This window comes from Acinetobacter sp. Tol 5, from assembly GCF_019702905.1.
Lineage (GTDB): Bacteria > Pseudomonadota > Gammaproteobacteria > Pseudomonadales > Moraxellaceae > Acinetobacter > Acinetobacter bereziniae.
Genome location: NZ_AP024708.1, coordinates 1 through 19,269, shown reverse-complemented (window position 1 = coordinate 19,269; position 19,269 = coordinate 1). Strand labels below are relative to the sequence as shown.

The 19,269-nt window shown below is 38.5% G+C and carries 14 protein-coding genes; 6 read left to right on the top strand and 8 right to left on the bottom strand.

The window, feature by feature from the left end; all coding sequences use genetic code 11:
• Nucleotides 1-217: 217 nt before the first annotated feature.
• Nucleotides 218-1,285 (bottom strand): alpha/beta hydrolase, encoded by a 1,068-nt coding sequence (locus TOL5_RS00070; protein WP_046759646.1) that lies wholly within the window; start codon nucleotides 1,283-1,285, stop codon nucleotides 218-220.
• A gap of 202 nt (nucleotides 1,286-1,487) precedes the next feature.
• Here TOL5_RS00070 and TOL5_RS00065 point away from each other — a divergent pair, with 202 nt between their 5' ends.
• The 3 genes from TOL5_RS00065 to erpA all read left to right on the top strand — a co-directional run bounded on the left by TOL5_RS00065 (nucleotide 1,488) and on the right by erpA (nucleotide 3,746).
• Nucleotides 1,488-1,943, top strand: coding sequence for a hypothetical protein (locus TOL5_RS00065; RefSeq protein ID WP_046759645.1), 456 nt, complete (start codon nucleotides 1,488-1,490; stop codon nucleotides 1,941-1,943).
• A 333-nt stretch (nucleotides 1,944-2,276) separates the two neighbouring features.
• The gene (locus tag TOL5_RS00060; RefSeq protein ID WP_004823961.1) at nucleotides 2,277-3,281 is read left to right on the top strand and encodes a putative solute-binding protein; all 1,005 of its coding nucleotides are present in this window, start codon (nucleotides 2,277-2,279) and stop codon (nucleotides 3,279-3,281) included.
• A gap of 129 nt (nucleotides 3,282-3,410) precedes the next feature.
• Complete coding sequence (gene erpA, locus TOL5_RS00055) at nucleotides 3,411-3,746, top strand: iron-sulfur cluster insertion protein ErpA (RefSeq protein WP_004823963.1); 336 nt, start codon at nucleotides 3,411-3,413, stop codon at nucleotides 3,744-3,746.
• Between the two features lie 70 nt (nucleotides 3,747-3,816).
• On the opposite strand, the gene TOL5_RS00050 is transcribed toward erpA, so the two are convergent.
• Together TOL5_RS00050 and TOL5_RS00045 are read right to left on the bottom strand one after the other, a co-directional pair.
• On the bottom strand, nucleotides 3,817-4,659 hold the full coding sequence (locus tag TOL5_RS00050) for an alpha/beta fold hydrolase (protein WP_100884262.1): 843 nt from the start codon (nucleotides 4,657-4,659) through the stop codon (nucleotides 3,817-3,819).
• A gap of 249 nt (nucleotides 4,660-4,908) precedes the next feature.
• Nucleotides 4,909-6,036 (bottom strand): anhydro-N-acetylmuramic acid kinase, encoded by a 1,128-nt coding sequence (locus TOL5_RS00045; protein WP_010591402.1) that lies wholly within the window; start codon nucleotides 6,034-6,036, stop codon nucleotides 4,909-4,911.
• 82 nt (nucleotides 6,037-6,118) lie between these two features.
• On the opposite strand from TOL5_RS00045, the gene tyrS reads away from it, so the two are divergent.
• Entirely contained in the window at nucleotides 6,119-7,333 is a 1,215-nt protein-coding gene (tyrS, locus tag TOL5_RS00040; protein ID WP_004823969.1) for a tyrosine--tRNA ligase, read from the top strand.
• A gap of 62 nt (nucleotides 7,334-7,395) precedes the next feature.
• On the opposite strand, the gene TOL5_RS00035 is transcribed toward tyrS, so the two are convergent.
• Nucleotides 7,396-8,400, bottom strand: a complete 1,005-nt coding sequence (locus TOL5_RS00035) for a putative solute-binding protein (protein ID WP_042088920.1) — start codon at nucleotides 8,398-8,400, stop codon at nucleotides 7,396-7,398.
• Nucleotides 8,401-8,824: 424 nt separating this feature from the next.
• Between TOL5_RS00035 and TOL5_RS00030 the strand changes: the two genes are divergently transcribed.
• Entirely contained in the window at nucleotides 8,825-10,759 is a 1,935-nt protein-coding gene (locus TOL5_RS00030; RefSeq protein WP_199935068.1) for an ATP-binding cassette domain-containing protein, read from the top strand.
• A gap of 956 nt (nucleotides 10,760-11,715) precedes the next feature.
• Entirely contained in the window at nucleotides 11,716-12,723 is a 1,008-nt protein-coding gene (locus TOL5_RS00025; protein ID WP_004823975.1) for a putative solute-binding protein, read from the top strand.
• Nucleotides 12,724-12,885: 162 nt separating this feature from the next.
• Here the strand turns inward: TOL5_RS00025 and gyrB are convergent, their stop codons facing one another.
• From gyrB to dnaA, 4 genes are all read right to left on the bottom strand, one after another.
• Nucleotides 12,886-15,354 (bottom strand): DNA topoisomerase (ATP-hydrolyzing) subunit B, encoded by a 2,469-nt coding sequence (gyrB, locus tag TOL5_RS00020; protein ID WP_121774978.1) that lies wholly within the window; start codon nucleotides 15,352-15,354, stop codon nucleotides 12,886-12,888.
• Between the two features lie 52 nt (nucleotides 15,355-15,406).
• Nucleotides 15,407-16,489: a DNA replication/repair protein RecF gene (gene recF / locus TOL5_RS00015; RefSeq protein ID WP_004823978.1), complete on the bottom strand. Its 1,083-nt coding sequence runs from the start codon at nucleotides 16,487-16,489 to the stop codon at nucleotides 15,407-15,409.
• 26 nt (nucleotides 16,490-16,515) lie between these two features.
• Nucleotides 16,516-17,664, bottom strand: a complete 1,149-nt coding sequence (gene dnaN, locus TOL5_RS00010; RefSeq protein ID WP_004823980.1) for a DNA polymerase III subunit beta — start codon at nucleotides 17,662-17,664, stop codon at nucleotides 16,516-16,518.
• Between the two features lie 110 nt (nucleotides 17,665-17,774).
• Entirely contained in the window at nucleotides 17,775-19,169 is a 1,395-nt protein-coding gene (dnaA, locus tag TOL5_RS00005) for a chromosomal replication initiator protein DnaA (protein ID WP_009584751.1), read from the bottom strand.
• Nucleotides 19,170-19,269: the final 100 nt, after the last annotated feature.

Sequence of the window (19,269 nt, the reverse complement as noted above, 5' to 3'; positions counted from 1 at the left end):
TTCACCACCTTTACCAATACCCTACATTTATCTGTTGAGATAAAGTTGAAGTTCGAATTGTTTAAATGGTCTCAGTATCTTTATATTGTGTATCTTTATATATAGTTAGCTTAGCTATCTTATGTATTTTGCTTTCTACTTAGCTTGATTGTTTTTTGATCAACAACTATTGTTTCACGTGAAACAATAGTTGTTGATACTCAATATGCGATCGACTTTATTGTTTATCCCAAAATTTACGAAACTCTTTACTCATTTCAATGACGTATTTTTTTGCTTTTCGTGATACTGGCGTTAGGTTGATAAAACCGTGAGTTTGATCTTCATAATCATGGTAATGAACTTTGACACCATTTTGTCTGAGTTTGTAGGCGTAAATTTTACCTTCATCATGCAATACATCATGCCCTGCTGTGATCACAAAGGCTGGTGCAAGTTTCTTGAGAGGACCATTGGTTGGTGAAATGATTGGATCATCCAAGGCAACATTAAAACGTGTGACGTAATAGTCTGTCACATAATCAATATCAGAACCTGTTAAAACCAAACCATCTTTATAAGCAAAGAAGGACGGATGTCGACTCTTAAAATCAACTGCAGGATAAATTAAAAATTGAGCTTGTGGTGCATATACTGAATTTACTGTTCGTTGTGCCACGACTGCACTAATATTGCCACCTGCACTATCTCCACCAACCGCAATTCGACTTTTTAGGATTTTAAATTGACGGCGATTTTGATATACCCAAGCCAGAGCATCTTCACATGACTGGATCAATTCGCGAGGTCCAACTTCTGGAGCGAGTGGATATTCAATACTTAAAACTTGAACTTTTGCATGTGCTGCAATTAATCGACACACTTCATCATGGGTATCAACACTCCCCACGACAAAACCACCGCCATGGTAAAAAACAAGCATTGGTAATTTTTTATTTGGTGCGGGATGATAATGGCGCGCATAAACACTACCACTTTGTAATGGTAAACGAATATCTTCTACAAACTGAACATGGGTAGGTTTATTGATAATAGATTGCATTTGTGATTCAAACTGCTTTCTAGAGCGTTCTACATTTGCACCAATAAAGCCTACTTTACCTTGCTTGAGTTGAGCAGCCATTAAACATTTGGTAAAGCTGTCCAATTGAGGGAATTGGTAAGGATATCCCAATAACTTGCTTAAAGACTCTTGTGCAAATGTCGGTAAACGATCTACAGCACGCCCCGCTGAACCTTGCCCCTTTTCGACTAACTCATGAATATTACGTTGAAAAGCAACCATTATGTTTCTTCCTTAAATGTCCAAATTCTTCATATTTTCTACATGATCAGGAATTGACTGACTATAATCTTATACAAGTCTCGTCATCGATATACAAATATAAATTTTAAATACGCTAATCTGACTAAAATGACTTGTCATTGACTATTTTGCTATATCTCAGTTTTTTTTTGCTATTTTGATTGTTACACGGAGACAACTTATGGCTATCAAAGCATTATTTGTTTCGCTCATAACATCTATTATTGCTGTGGGTTGTGTTGCATTTCCCGATGAAGGTTATGACACACGCGGTTATGGACAACCGGTTTATCGTGATTATGGCTATGCTCCACGCTATGATTCAAGATATGACCGCAATAATGACCGTCAGCGTTGGGAACGTGAGCGTGCCTATCGTATACAGCAAATGCGGATTGAACAAGAACGGCGCCAAGCTCAGCATGATCGACAACGTTGGCAATATGAACAAGCAAAACGTGATCAAATGAGAAAACAGCATTGGGAACAACGTCGACAAGAGTGGAATAACAAATCTAATCATGATCGTCGCTGGGACAATAGAGCTGACCCAAAACAATGGCAACAGCATGACCGCCAAAATCAACGTGATAAAAAACGTGATGATCGTCGAGGGCGTGACAACAATAAAGACTAAGGGTTCAAACTACACCTCAATGCTATTGTCAATTTAGCAAATGCAATGAAGCTTTGAAAAACAAAAATCAAGGTTTTACAAGACCATTTGCCAAATGATCAGGTTTATATTCTGATTTGAAATTTTGTCATTTAAGTCATTGTGATTTCATTCATTTCAGGCAATGATTTGGCTAATGTCAAATGATACTTTCACTCAAATTATGACCATGGAAATGGATGAATTGAGTGGAATATTTGATTGTGTAATAAATCATATCCTGAATTAAATTCTTGATAAAAAGTCCAGTTTGGTTGGACATGAATAATATTGATCATGGAAAGGAAAAAAATAATGAAATGGTCTCATGCCCTCATTGTTGCTACAGGTCTTTTGGCTGCTGTCTCTACTACTCAAGCAAAACAAGTCATGTGTGTGTTTGATTTGGTTGGTAAAAATGGCGACGTTTTTACATTAATGAAAGATTATCAACTTGCAGCGAAAAACTGGGGTGCAGATCTTGAATTAAAAGTAAATTCTAATGAAGCCGTCATTGCTGAAGATTTTAAAGCTGGTAAATGTGATGCTGTCAGTATTACGGGAATGCGTGGTCGTCAATTTAATAGCTTTACAGGCTCTTTAGATGCCATAGGTGCGATTCCTGACCTTAATCTTGCGGTAAAAATCATGCAAGGACTTGCTAGTCCAAATTTTGCCAAATACATGACCAATGGAAAGTATGAAGTGGTCGGGGTAATTCCTGTTGGTGATGCTTTCCTCATGGTCAATGACCGTAACATCAATACTGTTGCCAAAGCAGCAGGGAAAAAAATTGCAGTTCTTGACTATGACCAAGCCCAAAAGATTATGGTTCAACAAATTGGTGCTCAAGCTGTAAGCGCCGATGTAACCAATTTTGGGAGTAAGTTTAACAATGGGCAGGTTGATATTATTGGTGCACCTGCCGCTGTATTTAAACCACTAGAGTTACATAAAGGTCTAGGCAGTAAAGGTGCGATTGTTAATTATCCACTTTTACAAGTGACTGGAAATATTATTATTCGCCCTGATAAATTCCCAGCTGGTTATGGCCAAAAGTCTCGTGATTGGATTAAAACTCAGCTTCCTCGTGCCAACAGTATTATTGGTAAGATGAAGGCAGATATTCCTGCTAAATACTGGATGCAGGTGCCTGAAGGCGATAAACCAGGGTATCAAAAGTTAATGCGTGAGTCGCGTATCAGCTTAACCAAGCAAGGTGTTTACAATAAGCAAATGATGAAAATTCTTTGGCAATTCCGTTGTAAAAATGACCCTAAAAACTTTGAGTGTGCCCTACAAGATGAGAACTATAAATAAATCTAGATTAAATCCGATAAATTTAGTCTGAATTTACTTTAAAGTTCACTCACTGACCATATATTGAGTATGTTATACTGAATATATGGTCTTTTTGTTTAAGCCATTCGAAATATGAGGAACAATATCATGACCGCCCAAGCACTTGAGCTGACCGACAATGCTGCAAATAAAGTTCGCCAACTTCGTGATAGCGAAGGTAATCAAGATTTGATGTTACGTGTCTATGTAACGGGTGGCGGCTGTTCTGGTTTTTCTTATGGATTTAATTTTGCTGAAAGCATGAACGAAGATGACGCAGAATTTATCAACGGCGATGTAAAAATGTTAGTTGACTCGTTGAGTTACCAATATCTTGTTGGCTCAAAAGTAGATTATGTTGAAGGTCTAGAAGGCTCTCGCTTTATTGTTGAAAATCCAAATGCAACAACCACATGTGGCTGTGGTTCATCATTCTCCATTTAATTCAAAGCATATTTTGAATCAAATCATGCCCTCTTCTTGTGAGGGCATTTTTATGGTTAGAACATCAATATTAAATCGTTTCTAAAATATACTGACTCAATGCTTTGGCATTTTGAACAGGGATCCAATGTGTTGCATCCATAATAATTTCTCTATAAGGTGCAGCAATATAACGATGATTCAATTCGACACTTTTTGCACTTACTGCTGAATCATGTTTGCCCCAAATAAACAAAGTTGGAACGCGAATCGGTTGAGTAAGATGGCGGTTTGAACTAAATGGAAGTCCTCGATACCAATTTAATGCATAGCTTAAACGTTGTTCAGCCACCATGTCCTGTTGAAAATCTTCAAGTTGTTTCGTAGTCATTCCTGAATCTTTTAATAGACCTAAGCCTAATTTTGGGACTTTTTCAAACAACAGCTCGGGAATCTTCGGCAGTTGAAATAATCCAATATAATATGATTTTAATAGTTGATTACTGCTCAGCATTGCTCGCATAAATGCGGCTTTATGTGGAACTGAAACCGTAATGAGATGTTTAATTTTTTCAGGATAATGCTGGGCAACCTCCCAAGCCACGACAGCACCCCAGTCATGTCCGACCAAATATACAGGTTGCTGGATCATTTCTAATAAAGCATTTACATCTGCTACCAACTCTGCACTTCGATAGTCCCGACGATTTTCTGGTTGCGCCCCAAGACTATATCCACGCTGATTAATAGCAAAAGTTCGATAGCCTTGTTCATTTAAGATCTCAGCGGTTTCTGTCCAACTTTTATTGGTTTCAGGAAAACCATGTAATAACACAAAAATCTGTCCATCTAAAGGACCTGAATCAATCACATCAAAGGTTAAACCTTCTCTTTGAAAAGACTCAATACGTTGTTTTTCTATTGCTAAGCTCATGCGCATCTCAAATTTTATTTTTACTGATCTTGAAAGTTTACTCACGATTTTTTAACAGCAGTACAGGACATTCTTGACGCTAAACAGGTCGATGATTGTTCGACAAAAATTCTGTTCTTAGGGTTTTACTACAGATAAATGATGCTTAAATTTATCGGCTAGTTTTTGAAAACATTGTCACAGACCTATATTTTTTCATCTAAATCTCATATCAGTAAGGTGAAACGCGCACCTTACTGATGATAAACCTTAAACAGCAGTAATCGTTCCCAAAACACGATAACCTTTTGCACCCGTCACTGCAGGTAAATTTCCACTCAACTGCTGATCAAAACGCATTGCTAACCACGCAAAAGCCGTTGCTTCCACCCATGTTGGTGCTAAGCCCAAGGCAGAAGTCGATTGCACAGACCAATTATGTTTACGCAGACGCCAACGAAGTTGTTCTAACAAATGGGAGTTATATGCACCACCACCACAAACATAGACTTCACCAGTATCTAAAGGTGAACGATAGATGGCTTTTTTGATTGCACGCGTGGTCAGTTTCATTAATGTCGCTTGGACATTTTCAGGCGTATCTTCTAATTCATCATATTCTAAATCATTACGCCAATCGGAAATTTGCTCATCCAACCACTCTAAATTGAAGTCTTCACGACCTGTACTTTTAGGGGGTTCTTTGGAAAAATATTCATGTGACTGCAAACGATCCAACAAGGAACGAATCGGTTGACCATAAGCTGCCCAATTGCCATTTTCATCATAAGGTTGCCCAGTATAACGATGACACCATGCATCCATGAGAATATTGGCAGGTCCTGTATCGAACCCATAAACACCTTGTTCATTCCCCGCAGGCAACATACTGACATTGGCGATTCCACCTAGGTTGAGAATCACACGATGAATCGTTGCATGTTGGAACAATGCCTGATGAAATGCAGGAACCAATGGTGCACCTTGCCCACCTGCTGCCATATCGCGACGTCTAAAATCTGAAATTACAGGAATCTGGGTAATCTCTGTGATGATATTCGGATCGCCAATTTGTAAGGTAAAGCCATGTTCTGGACGATGTCGAATTGTCTGCCCATGTGAGCCAATAGCTTTGATCTGGCTTCTATCTAAGTTATTTTCTTGTATTAGTTGATTAATACCATTTCCAATCATGGTTGCAAGCGCCACATCTGCCTTACCCATTCGATCAATTTCATTATCATCGGGTAAAGTCAAAGCCATCAATTCATCCCTTAAATCAGGATCAAAAGCGACGGTAAGTGTGGCATGAACATGTAAAGGATCAAATGAAGCTGCAACAAAATCGACGCCGTCCATGCTGGTTCCAGTCATTACGCCAATATAGATTGTTGTCATGAGATATTCTTCGCCTGCATTATGCTGAAAAAATGTTAGTATATCGCACAAATAGTCTAACTGAAGTATTTGGGTTTTTGTAATGTCAAATTTCCTGCCGGCTGAAGAACAACTTGCCCTCATTCGCCGAGGCACTCATGAAATTATTTCTGAAGAAGATCTTCTGAAGAAACTGAAAGAAAATCGTCCTTTAAAAATTAAAGCAGGATTTGATCCAACTGCACCAGATTTACATTTGGGTCATACAGTTTTAATTAATAAGTTAAAAGCTTTTCAAGATCTTGGACATGATGTCACGTTCTTGATTGGTGACTATACTGCGATGATTGGTGATCCAACAGGTAAAAGTGCAACTCGCCCACCACTTTCACGTGAGCAAGTTTTAGAGAATGCAAAAACTTACCAAGAACAAGTATTTAAAATTCTTGATCCAAATAAAACCAAAGTTCGTTTTAACTCTGAATGGTTTGCAACAAAAACTGCTGCTGATTTGATTCAATTGGCTTCACAGCAGACCGTTGCACGTATGTTAGAGCGTGATGACTTTACAAAACGCTATAACAGTCACCAACCGATCGCCATTCATGAATTCTTGTACCCATTGGTACAAGGGTATGATTCGATCGCACTTGAAGCTGATGTAGAGCTGGGTGGAACAGACCAAACATTTAACCTCCTTATGGGTCGTACCTTACAAGGGCGTTATGATCAAGAGGCTCAAGTGTGTATCACTGTGCCTATTCTTGAAGGTTTAGATGGCGTCAACAAGATGTCTAAATCCTTGGGCAACTATATTGGTGTCTTTGATGCGCCAGGTGCAATGTACCAAAAAGTACTGTCTATGCCTGATAGCTTGATTGAACGCTATTTTGAGTTACTTAGCTTTAAGTCTATGGATGAGATTGAAGTTCTTCTCAAAGAAATGGCAGATGGGCGCAATCCTCAAGAAATCAAGAAAATTCTTGCACTTGAATTGGTTGAACGATTCCATGGTGCAGAAGCTGCTGAACATGCCCACAAAGGTGCAGGTAACTTAATTACTGAAGGGGAATTACCTGAAGGTACACCAGAGGTAACCATTTCACGTGGCGAGTACGGTGGAGAAATTTCGATTGTTTCCATTTTACGCGCGGCGGGTTTAACTAAAAATTCAGCTCAATCTAAAGATGCTGTTTCACGTGGAGCAGTTAAAGTAGATTGGCAAGTTGTCGATGCTAGTTTTACAGTGAAAGAAAATGTGACTCTAGTGATTCAAGCCAGTAAGAAAGCCATTGCCAAAGTGACTTTCATTGACTAATTAAAGTTAAAATTGCTTTGAAAAGCCATCAATATTGATGGCTTTTTTGTCTCCAGCAACTTTTATTCTCCTGCTAGCGAACACTCAAAATTGGTACGATCCACAGTACAACGTGCCCTTTTTAATACGGACATCATTACAGGATCGTAAATCCCTCTTTTGGTCAGCTCTATACGTCCATCACGTAACAATTTCTGATAACGAAGTGCATCGTCTTTGCTCACATTTAATTTATATTTTGCAGGAATTTCAGCTTCCATTTTTTCTATTTTTTTAAAAGAACTGTTCAATTGTTTAACTGACCATTCTCGAGACTTCATGCCGAAACCATCAGGAAATTGATCGGACTTAATAATTAAGTCAGCCGTCACATTGACTACGGGATAAGTAAACATTGCCCCATTCGCCCCTATACCCTTATAAATTTCTAACGGCTTGAAAGCATAAGCTGGTGAAGCAATGGCATCTACTTCACCATCATTAAATCTTTTAACAAAATTAAAAATATCAGAAGGCACACCAATCGCTCCAACCCGTTCAACAGCAATCTTTTGTGCAATATCGTAATGCAGATAAGCAAATTTTTTCCCTTTACCCTTTTCTAGGGTATTGATTGAACGATCACGAACAAAAATATAGGCGATCCCAATAGGTGTGATCGCGACCAATTCATATTTAATGCCATTTTTTTCAGATATCAATCGCTTGGCATTGCGTTTGTCCAAAGCATAATTAATCGCTTTTTTGGCAATTTCATTGTTGGGAATTCCACCTAAAGCATCAATTGAACCCCCAAATTTATTGTACTCACGTGAGCGCATAGTGGTCATGGCAGCAGCATCACACTTATTGGTCTTAAAGTTTTTATCCACCATTTCTTCTGACTGATATACCGTTAAATTGACGTCTGCACCCCATGCTTTTGCTGCCAAAGCCCATTCTTCCATCAATTTATAAGACTCACCAGCCTTTCCCAACAAATCGAAGACACAAACATTTTGCTTGGCTTGTGCCCAAGGTGACAGAAAAATAGAAACAATAAGAAGTAAATATCTAGCCTTATTCATCATCTAAACTTCCATATTTATTTACAGATAAATTGCAATTTATGTAAACAATTCAGCCCACAATAAATTGCTTTAATACACATTTAATAAATAATAATGTGATACATACTACACAAAATTTAAGCATTTTTATCATTTTTTGATCGGAAAGTTAGCAATAGCATTAGCTTCAAAATAAAACGAATTAAAATTCAATTATTAATATCAAATATATAAAATTTTAATATTGTTAAAATATACTAAAAAATTAACATTCCGCTGTTGTAATCCAAGCAACATGAAGAAGTATGCTGTCAGATTCACTTCTCTTTTTGTGATTTGTCACCCTAAAACCAATTTGTTTTCGGTTTTATTCAATACATTTTTTGAACTCTGGGATTTATCCTTTAATATATCGCATCCAATAGGCAACAGTCAGCTTCTTATGATTCAGTTAGATCAACTTTCAATTCGTCGCGGTGGACGCATTTTATTTCAAAAAGCGTCAATGCAACTTCATCCTGGTTGGAAAATTGGTTTAACGGGTGTCAATGGTGCAGGTAAATCCACCCTTTTCTCAGCATTACTCGGTGGTATTGAATCTGATAGTGGCAGTCTGACTCGCCCAAATATTTGGACTGTTGCCCATATGGCTCAAGAGATCAAAGCGCTCGATATGAAAGCCATCGATTTTGTGTTGTCTGGCGATGAAGAATATTGGCAAATTCAAGATCAATTAAATCATCCAGAAAACCTAAGTAATGATGAGCTCGCACACCTATATAGCCGTTTTGAAGAAATTCACGGTTATACAGCATCTTCTAAAGCATCACAATTGATGGCTGGACTAGGCTTTTTTGAGCATCAATCTGAACTTTTAGTGTCGAGCTTTTCAGGTGGATGGCGTATGCGCTTAAATTTAGCGCGTACATTGATGAGTCGTTCAGATTTACTTTTACTCGATGAACCAACCAACCATTTAGATTTAGATGCAATTCTTTGGTTAGAAGATTGGTTAAAAGCATATGAAGGCACACTGATTTTAATTTCACATGACCGAGATTTCTTAGATGCTATTACGGATCATATTTTACATATTGAAAATCAGATCTTGACCTTATATACAGGCAATTACTCTACTTTTGAAACTACGCGTGCGGAACGCTTAGCACAACAGCAGCAAGCTTTCGAAAAGCAACAAGAAGCCAAAGCACATCTACAAAAATTTATTGATCGTTTTAAAGCCAAAGCCACCAAAGCGCGACAAGCTCAAAGCCGGATTAAACAACTGGAACGAATGCAGGAACTCGCGCCTGCGCATGTCGATAATCCATTTACGTTTAGTTTCCGTGAACCCAGCAAAATGAGTTCTCCGCTACTTACATTAGAACATGCAGATATTGGTTATGGTGATAAACTAATTGTGACCAATGTTAATTTACAGATCACGCCTACCAGCCGTATCGGTTTATTAGGTATGAACGGTGCGGGTAAATCGACGCTGATTAAATCTCTGGTAGGTGATTTAGCGCTAATACAAGGCGTCCGCAAAGATTCTGAATTATTAAATATTGGATATTTTGCACAGCATCAAATGGATGCTTTAGATGGCAATGCAAGTCCAATGCTGCAACTTGCACGAATCGCAGACCCGAAAATTAGCGAAGCCACCTTACGCTCATTTTTAGGCAGCTTTGGATTCAGTGGCGAACGTATGGACACTCCTAGTGAAAGTTTCTCAGGTGGTGAACGTGCTCGTCTGGCGTTAGCACTCATTGTTTGGTTACGTCCCAATGTGCTCATCCTTGATGAACCAACCAACCATTTAGATTTAGATATGCGTCATGCTTTAACTATGGCGCTACAAGATTTTGAAGGTGCTGTGGTTCTGGTTTCACACGAACGTCAATTAATTGCGTCAGTATGTGATGAACTGATCTTGGTTCATGCAGGTCAAAGCAAAGAATTTGACGGTGATTTACAAGATTACGCAGCATGGTTACGCCAAGCACGTATTGATATGATGAAAAATGGTCAAAAACCAAGTGCCCCTATTCAGTCTCAAGTCGTTAAAAAAACCAGCATCTCTAAAGTCGACAAGGAAGCTCAACGGAAAGAAGCCGCACGCCAACGTGAACTGAGCCGCCCGATTCGCAAGAATATAGAGAAAATTGAAAGCCAAATTGGCAAAATTCAGCCTAGACTTGTTGAAATTGAGGAATTTTTAGCAGATTCAGCACTTTATGAAGCAAATCGTAAAGATGATTTGCTCAAATTAATGAATGAACAAACTGAACTCAAAACAAAGCTAGAACAAGCTGAAGAGCAAATGCTAGAGTTAATGATGGAGCTTGAAACATTAGAAAGTTCTTTCGAATAATGCTTTTTGAATCAGCTAGAGGTGGAGGCATCCACCTCTAGTTTTATTTATAAAAACACAAGTAAATCAATAATTTAAAATAGAATTTTAATCATGCAATAAACCTTTGATGAAATCCTTCATGGTTCACTGCAACATCGCCCAATCTCATTCCTTTTTATTCCCACGACAATTCTTTTTTTGATTTTCAACGATCAAAGCCATTTTTAATATGTTCTTGATGCACATTTAACATAACTGATGCTTCTGATCAGATCTGATCAATTTTTAATATGGAAAATACCCAGTCCATTTTGGAATAATTTTTTAAGTCAAAGCCTCTACAATCTCTCAAAAAGATACATAACTTTTATTTATAATTTAAAAAATAAGCGTGGAACATATTAGAATTACTACAAAATTGAGAAATAGAGTGTTTTCCTGATAATCTTGTTCAAATTTAAGCGTTTCTGATCAAACAATTGTGGATAACTAAGATTTAATTACTGTTTGTTGAAAAATTTTCACAGTCCATTTTTTAAGATTTTTATGGTATTTGAGCATTAAAGTTTTTACTTTCTGTAGTCAAAATTCGTTCGAAATCCAAAATTACCCACAGACTTATCAACAACATTTTGATCAAGAATCAGTCACAATTCAAGTATAAAATTTGTCCATTCGTCGCTTTTTTAATGTGTATCTGATTTTTAAAAAAGTTAAATTGAGTAAAAAATAATGAAAATTACACAATCTTGTTACATACAAACAATTTGTAATAAAAGCAGTACCACTTACTTAAAAATTTGATTTAGTTATGAAAATGAATGATATGTAATAAAATGAACCAACTAGTTCACAATAATTATCAAAAAAATAAAAATAAATGGAGTAAATACTCTATTTTTTTCAAACAAAGCTGATTAATATTGCGCTTAAGGAAAGTTCCTCAAGATGAACAAATAGATCAGGACGAAAATATGAAAAAAATTGCATTCGCTATTGCCGCTACTTCTTTACTTGGAGTGAGCTCAGCATCTCAAGCTGCTATTGATGTTTGTGTATTCGACTTATTGGGTAAATCTGGTGAATCGTTCCAGATGGCTCAAGAATGGGCATTGACAGCAAAAAGTTGGGGTGCAGATATTAATCTTATCCCTAAACAAGATGAAGCTGTTGCTGATAACGATTTTAAAGCGGGTAAATGTGATGGCGTGTTTATGACCGCAATGCGCGCACGTCAATATAATAAATTTGTAGGTTCAATCGATTCAATTGGTGGTGTACCAAGTAATGCGATTGCACAAAAAGCCATTACTTTTGCTTTAGATGCACGTAATGCAGCAAAAATGACCACAACCCTAGGTGGTAAAAAATACGAAGTTGCAGGGATCGCACCATTAGGTTCAGCATTTATTTTCGTACGTGATAAAAACATCAACTCAATCGAAAAAGCTGCTGGTAAAAAGTTTGCTGTATTGAGCTATGATAATGCACAAAAAATCTTGGTACAGCGCGTAGGTGCACAAGCAGTGCCATCAGATATCACTAACTTTGTTGCTAAATTCAACAATGGTCAAGTTGATATGGTTGGTGCGCCTGCATATGCTTATAAACCACTTGAAATTCAAAAAGGTTTAGGTGCAAATGGGGCGATGTTTAACTTCCCAGTTCTACAAGTAACTGCTGACTTTGTCATTCGCCCAGAGAAATTCCCAGCTGGCTTTGGTCAAAAATCTCGTGATTATTTTGTGAAAAACTTGCCAAAAAGCTTTGCAATGATCAACCGTTTAGAAGCAACCATTCCTGCAAAATACAAGATGAATTTAACGGCTGAAGATAAACTTAAATATCAAAAGTTAATGCGTGACGGTCGTTTAGAACTGACTAAGCAAGGCATTTATGATGCAGGTATGATGTCAGTACTGAAAAAAGCACGCTGTTCAGTAGATAAAGCCAACTTTGAATGTACCCTTGGCGGTGAATAATACAATTGAGTATTTCAACATTTGCAATAAAAAACCAGTTTTCATAAACTGGTTTTTTATTGCTCTCTTTTTAAATTTAGAATCATATATTTAAATTATTAATCACAAAAAAAGGGAACAAACCAAAGTTTATTCCCTTTTTTTTGCACTGCATTTCTTCAATTAAGCATCAATATCAGCATTGAGTGCATTTTCTTCAATGAAAGCACGACGTGGTTCTACGTCATCACCCATCAAACACGCAAACATACGATCTGCTTCAATTGCATCATCAATCGTCACTTGAAGCATATTACGGTTTTCAGGATCCATTGTGGTTTCCCAAAGCTGCTCCGCATTCATTTCACCCAAACCTTTATAGCGTTGGATCATCATGCCGCGACGAGAGTCACTTAAGATGTGTTGCCACACTTGGTGGAAGGTTGAAACGTTGATTTTACGCTCACCTTTTTGCAAATAAGCGCCATCTTCCAACAAACTGAACCAGCTCTTAGAATTTTGCAATAAACGTTTATATTCACTCGATGCCAATAAACCTGCATCTAATAAATAGCTATGCGGTAAGTTATGTACATATACGGTAATACGTGGGAAATAAACTGTCGTTTTAGTTCCGTCAGCATTGTCTTTATCGAATGCCTCTAAACTCAACTCAGGACGAAGGCTTGGTTGAGCTGTACCAATAGCAGATTGAAGCTTTTCCGCCCATTGCTGTACATAATTTTGATCATGATTTTGATCAAGTTTATAAGCATCTAAACTTAACAAACCATCCAGCAAAGTTGCTGGATAACGTAGCGTTAAACGATTCAAGCTTTTTTGTGAAGTTTGATAATCTGAGATCACTTTTTCCAGTGCCACACCACGAATAGCAGGTGCATCTGCACTCACGTGCAACTCTAACTCATCAATTGCATTGGAAATCAGATAAGTTTCAAGCGCTTCATCATCTTTGATGTATTGCTCTTGTTTACCTTTCTTCAACTTATACAATGGAGGCTGCGCAATGTAGATATAACCACGTTCTACAAGCTCAGGCATTTGACGGAAGAAGAAAGTCAGCAGCAAGGTACGAATATGTGAACCATCCACGTCCGCATCGGTCATGATAATGATTTTATGATAGCGTAATTTGTCTGGATTATATTCTTCACGCCCAATACCACATCCCAGTGCAGTAATCAGCGTTCCCACTTCTTGAGATGAAATCATCTTGTCGAATCGAGCACGCTCGACATTGAGAATTTTACCCTTTAATGGAAGAATGGCTTGCATCTTACGATTACGTCCCTGCTTTGCAGAACCGCCCGCAGAGTCACCCTCGACCAAGTATAATTCAGAAAGTGCTGGATCTTTTTCTTGGCAATCTGCCAATTTACCTGGTAAACCCGCAATATCAAGCGCACTTTTACGACGCGTCATTTCACGTGCTTTACGCGCCGCATCACGCGCACGTGCAGCATCAATAATTTTTCCTGCAATCGATTTGGCTGCTTGAGGATTCTCCAACAAGTATTCAGAGAAAGCCTTGTTCATTGCCTGTTCTACCGCAGGTTTTACTTCACTTGATACCAATTTTTCCTTGGTTTGTGATGAAAACTTAGGGTCAGGCACTTTCACTGAAACGATTGCTGTTAAGCCCTCACGCGCATCATCACCAGTTACGGCAACTTTCTCTTTTTTGAGTAAGTTTTCATTTTCCATGTAGCTGTTTAAGCCACGTGTTAATGCTGCACGGAAACCAGCCAAATGCGTTCCACCATCTTTTTGTGGAATGTTATTGGTGAAACAACGCACATTTTCCTGATAAGTATCGTTCCACTGTAATGCGACTTCAACACCAATTCCATTTTCAGCTTGCGTAGTAAAATGGAAGATTTCATTCAGATGCGTTTTACCTTGATTGATGTATTTTACAAATTCAGATAAACCACCTTCAAAATCGAAGATATGCTCTAAAGCGACACGTTCGTCACGAAGAACAATACGTACACCAGCATTTAAGAATGACAGCTCACGTAAACGACGTGCCAAAATATCCACATTAAAAATCGTTTGACTGAAGGTTTCTGCACTTGGCCAGAAACGCACAGTGGTTCCTGTTGTTTCAATATCACCGACCACTTTCAAGGGATATACAGGATCACCATGTTTGTATTCTTGTTGGTGAATATGCCCAGCACGGTGGATCGTTAATTCAAGTTTGCTCGATAGTGCATTTACGACCGAAACACCTACACCATGCAAACCACCTGATACTTTATAGCTGTTATCATCAAACTTACCGCCAGCGTGTAGAATGGTCAGAATTACTTCTGCCGCAGAGACACCTTCCTCTGGATGAATATCAGTAGGAATACCACGTCCATTATCTGCAACACTGACAGATTCATCTTCATGAATCGTCACTAAAATTTCATCACAGTGACCTGCTAAGGCTTCATCAATCGCATTATCGACGACTTCGAAAACCATATGGTGTAAACCTGAACCATCATCAGTATCACCAATATACATACCTGGACGTTTACGAACTGCATCTAGACCACGTAATACTTTGATACTAGAGGAATCATAAGCCTTTTCATTGGTTTGTTCTGTCTGAGAAGCGATTTGATCTTCTGAACTCATGGTTTCTCCCTAGTGAAAAATAGGTCTTTCCAAAATTGGTTAAAATCTAAAATCATGTTGCAACAACACTTACCTGACCTTGATCCACCTGAAATAACTGGTAGGAAATAGACAAATCATGCAAATGTTTTTTTACTGATTCATGGTCTAGTGTGGTAATAAAAACTTGACTACCAAGTTGGCTCAATCGCTCAATTAAACGTTGTTGTGCACTTAAATCTAATTCTGCTGTTACATCATCTAATAATACCACAGTTTCCTTATTACAGGCATGTAACATGGCAATTTGTGAGAGTTTTAACGCCATTATGAGTAACTTTTTTTGCCCTCTGGACAGTACCACATCAGCATCCCCCATTGAGGTTTTTAGTCGGATGTCAGCACGGTGCGGACCGTATTCAGTATAGCGACGATCAACATCTTTTTGATGATATTGAATGAGGTCATTGGCTAAGCCATGTTCCACATGGAACCCTGCGTTATACTCCATATCAATACTTAAATCTGGGAGTAATTGCGCCAAATCTTCTTGTAAATATTGTTTCCAGCGATCGACTATTTCGACGCGCTGAGAATGCAACATTTCACCATAATCACTGAGCATTTTGTTCCACGGTTCCAAATCTTGCAAAGACAGGTTGCGTTGCGATTTCAGCAACGTATTGCGTTGTTTCAAAGCTCGCGAATAATATTGCCATGCATGATAAAAATCTGGTTCCACGTGAAACATCAACCAATCAAGCAATTGTCGCCGTGGCTTTGCGCCATGGTCAATAATATCGGTACTTAAAGGATCAATCAGTTGCAAAGGTAGAATTTTGGCAAGCTGCCCTTGTGTTGCCACAGTATCGCCATTGACTTTAATCAGTTGCTCACCACTCTGTAGTTTCTGCATACCGATTTTTTCAGTCATAGATTGCGCAAAGACAATCGCATCAGCTTGATTGTTTTGAATGTAATTTTTAGGAATATGGGTTCGAAAGGAACGTCCTGTTGCCAATAGATGAATGGCTTCTAAAATCGAGGTTTTTCCAGATCCATTTTGTCCATAAAAAACATTAAACGGTTGCAACTCTTGGAGAGCAACCGTCTTAAGATTTCGAACACGTTGTATATTTAAACGCGTAATATGCATAACAAATGATTTAAAAAATAAATCAATTAAACACGCATTGGCATGACAACATAGGTTTGATTGGATTGGGTTGGATCTTGAACCAATACCGACTGATTTGCTTCAGACATGGTCATCGCAACATCATCACCATCTAAAACACTCAATACATCTAAAATATATTGCGCATTAAATGACATTTCCATAGGTGCATTGGCGTATTGAATGGCTAGATCCTCAATCGCCTCATCCTGTTCAGGGTTGTTTGCACGCAATTGCAAAGAATCTGCATTAAAATTCAAAAACACACCACGTAATTTCTCATTACTTAAAATCGCAACACGTTGTAATGATTGCTTGAACACATCATGCGGGATATGAACCACTTTATCGCCACCACGCGGAATCACACGACGATAGTCTGGGAACTTACCATCGATTAATTTTGTCGTGAAACGTACAGTAATGTCACCTTGCTCTTTATCACGGCTTGGTGTTTGAATGGTCACATTCAACAGTTCGCGACCGATCAATAAGGTCAATTGTTCATCTTCGATGCTGAGAAGGCGTTGTAATTCCCCTACCGCTTTACGTGGAACAATCGCTTGTACCAACTGGGTTGCAGTTGATGATGCTAAGGTTTCGCACAGTGCCAAACGGTGTCCATCAGTCGTCACAGCACGCAATTGATTTTCATCAATTTCCAATAAAGTTCCAGTCAGATAAAAACGCACATCTTGCACAGCCATGGCAAAAGAGGTTTTTTCAAATAAACGCTTTAATTCACGTTCAGTCACTTGAACTTGTGTACCTTGACTATGCTCATTGGTCAATAATGGATAATCTTCTGCTGGCAAAGTTCCCAAAACAAAGCGGCTATTTCCTGATTTTAAAATACAACGCTGGTCTTCAGTAATCTGTAAATCAATCAATGCTGCTGATGGTAAGGATTTGCAGATATCCACCAATTTACGCGCAGGAACAGTGGTTTCCCCAGCTTGTAAACATGCACCATCCGCTAAGGTTGTGCTGGCAACCAACTCGACTTCCAAGTCTGAACCAGTAATGGTAAGCGCTTGATTTGTAGCTTGAATTTTCACGTTTGAAAGAATATTCAAAGTATGGCGACGTTCAACAGCTCCAACCACATGGGATAAAACATTGAGTAAGCTCTCTTTCGCGATTTTCAAACGCACGGTGGAAATCCTCTAACTAAATTTGACAGAAAAGACAGATAATAAATTTTTTTAATGACGTACTATGCGGCAGTTTATGCCGCATTGCAAGCGTATAATTTGTACAAATTTTAGCTTTGTAACAGACGCATGAGGTTTTTATAATCCTCATTAAAAATTGGGTCTTCATCACGTAAGCTCTGCACTTTTTCACAAGCATGCATGACCGTACTATGATCGCGACCACCAAATGCCATACCAATTTCTGGGAAGCTATCCCCAGTTAATTCACGAGCCAAGCCCATAGCCAATTGGCGTGGTCGAGCATAAATACGGGTTCTTTTTGGACCCACTAATTCTTTCAATGGAATGCGGAAATACTCACTCACCACGCGTTGAATATTTTCTGTACTGATCGTCCGCGCACGAATGGCCAAAACGTCTTTCAGTGATTCACGCACCACTTCCAAATCAATCGCAGCACCTTTAAAACGGGATATTGCGACGACTTTATTCAATGCGCCTTCAAGCTCACGAACATTGGCAACCACTTGTTGAGCAATAAACAATGCGCAATTTCGGGGAAGATCAATCCCACTACTTTCAGCTTTTTTCAGTAAAATTTCGATTCGAGTTTCGATATCAGGCGGTTCTACACCAACAGACAAACCCCAAGAAAAGCGTGAGACTAAACGTGGATCAAGTTCTGTTAACTCTTTTGGATAGCGATCCGAAGTTAAGATAATTTGTTTAGACTCATCTAATAAGGCATTGAATGTATAGAAAAATTCAACCAAACTGGCTTCTTTACCCGCCAATAGATGAATATCATCGACCAATAATAAATCTAAAGAACGACAATTCTTTTTAAATTCCTCAACCTTGCCTTTTTGCAAAGAGCTGACAAAATCTTGGACAAAACTTTCAGCAGTCATATACATCACGCGCGCATTTGGTTTTGCCTGTAATAAAGCATTTCCAACCGCTTGCATTAAATGTGTTTTACCGAGACCTGTTGGACCATAAAGAAACAGCGGATTATGCTGAGATTCACCCAATTGAGTCAAAACTTTACGACAAGTTTCTGCCGCCATTTGGTTGGAACGCCCCTCTACAAATAAAGCAAAATTAAACAATGGGTTAAGTTGTCTCTTTTTCACATTTTTTGCAGAAACAACGTCTTGCTCTTTGTCTTTTTTTACTTTTGGCGATGCTATAGCTGGGCTGGCATGTTGTTCTAAAGCAGCAGTAGTGGTTGCTGGTTGTTCAGCAGCAGAAAGGATTGCACCTGGACGTGAATCAACCAAAATTTCAACTTTACGTACACGACCTTCAGATAATTGCTCTGCCAAGATTGAAATCAATTCTAAATGATGTTCTTGAATGTAGCGTGTCCAATATGGATTAGGTGCATACAGTTTTAAAGTATCTTCGACTTCTTCTGCAACCAACGGACGAATCCACATGGCAAAGACATTATCAGAGAGCTCTTGTCGCAAGCGAGTTAAGCAGTCCGTCCAAAGCATGTGAAACCCCTCTATTCCATTTTAAATTCAAAAAACACAACATTCCCCCTACCCTATAGATAAAGGGGTCGCCATTCTAACCAAGTTATCCACATCTGTC

Excerpts from the sequence above, each read along its gene's own strand:
- TOL5_RS00050 (WP_100884262.1), bottom strand. The coding sequence starts at position 4,659 with ATGAGCTTAGCAATAGAAAAACAACGTATTGAGTCTTTTCAAAGAGAA.
- TOL5_RS00060 (WP_004823961.1), top strand. The coding sequence starts at position 2,277 with ATGAAATGGTCTCATGCCCTCATTGTTGCTACAGGTCTTTTGGCTGCT.
- tyrS (WP_004823969.1), top strand. The coding sequence starts at position 6,119 with ATGTCAAATTTCCTGCCGGCTGAAGAACAACTTGCCCTCATTCGCCGA.
- TOL5_RS00070 (WP_046759646.1), bottom strand. The coding sequence starts at position 1,285 with ATGGTTGCTTTTCAACGTAATATTCATGAGTTAGTCGAAAAGGGGCAA.
- TOL5_RS00065 (WP_046759645.1), top strand. The coding sequence starts at position 1,488 with ATGGCTATCAAAGCATTATTTGTTTCGCTCATAACATCTATTATTGCT.
- recF (WP_004823978.1), bottom strand. The coding sequence starts at position 16,489 with ATGCATATTACGCGTTTAAATATACAACGTGTTCGAAATCTTAAGACG.
- erpA (WP_004823963.1), top strand. The coding sequence starts at position 3,411 with ATGACCGCCCAAGCACTTGAGCTGACCGACAATGCTGCAAATAAAGTT.
- TOL5_RS00030 (WP_199935068.1), top strand. The coding sequence starts at position 8,825 with ATGATTCAGTTAGATCAACTTTCAATTCGTCGCGGTGGACGCATTTTA.
- TOL5_RS00035 (WP_042088920.1), bottom strand. The coding sequence starts at position 8,400 with ATGAATAAGGCTAGATATTTACTTCTTATTGTTTCTATTTTTCTGTCA.
- dnaA (WP_009584751.1), bottom strand. The coding sequence starts at position 19,169 with ATGCTTTGGACGGACTGCTTAACTCGCTTGCGACAAGAGCTCTCTGAT.
- TOL5_RS00045 (WP_010591402.1), bottom strand. The coding sequence starts at position 6,036 with ATGACAACAATCTATATTGGCGTAATGACTGGAACCAGCATGGACGGC.
- gyrB (WP_121774978.1), bottom strand. The coding sequence starts at position 15,354 with ATGAGTTCAGAAGATCAAATCGCTTCTCAGACAGAACAAACCAATGAA.
- TOL5_RS00025 (WP_004823975.1), top strand. The coding sequence starts at position 11,716 with ATGAAAAAAATTGCATTCGCTATTGCCGCTACTTCTTTACTTGGAGTG.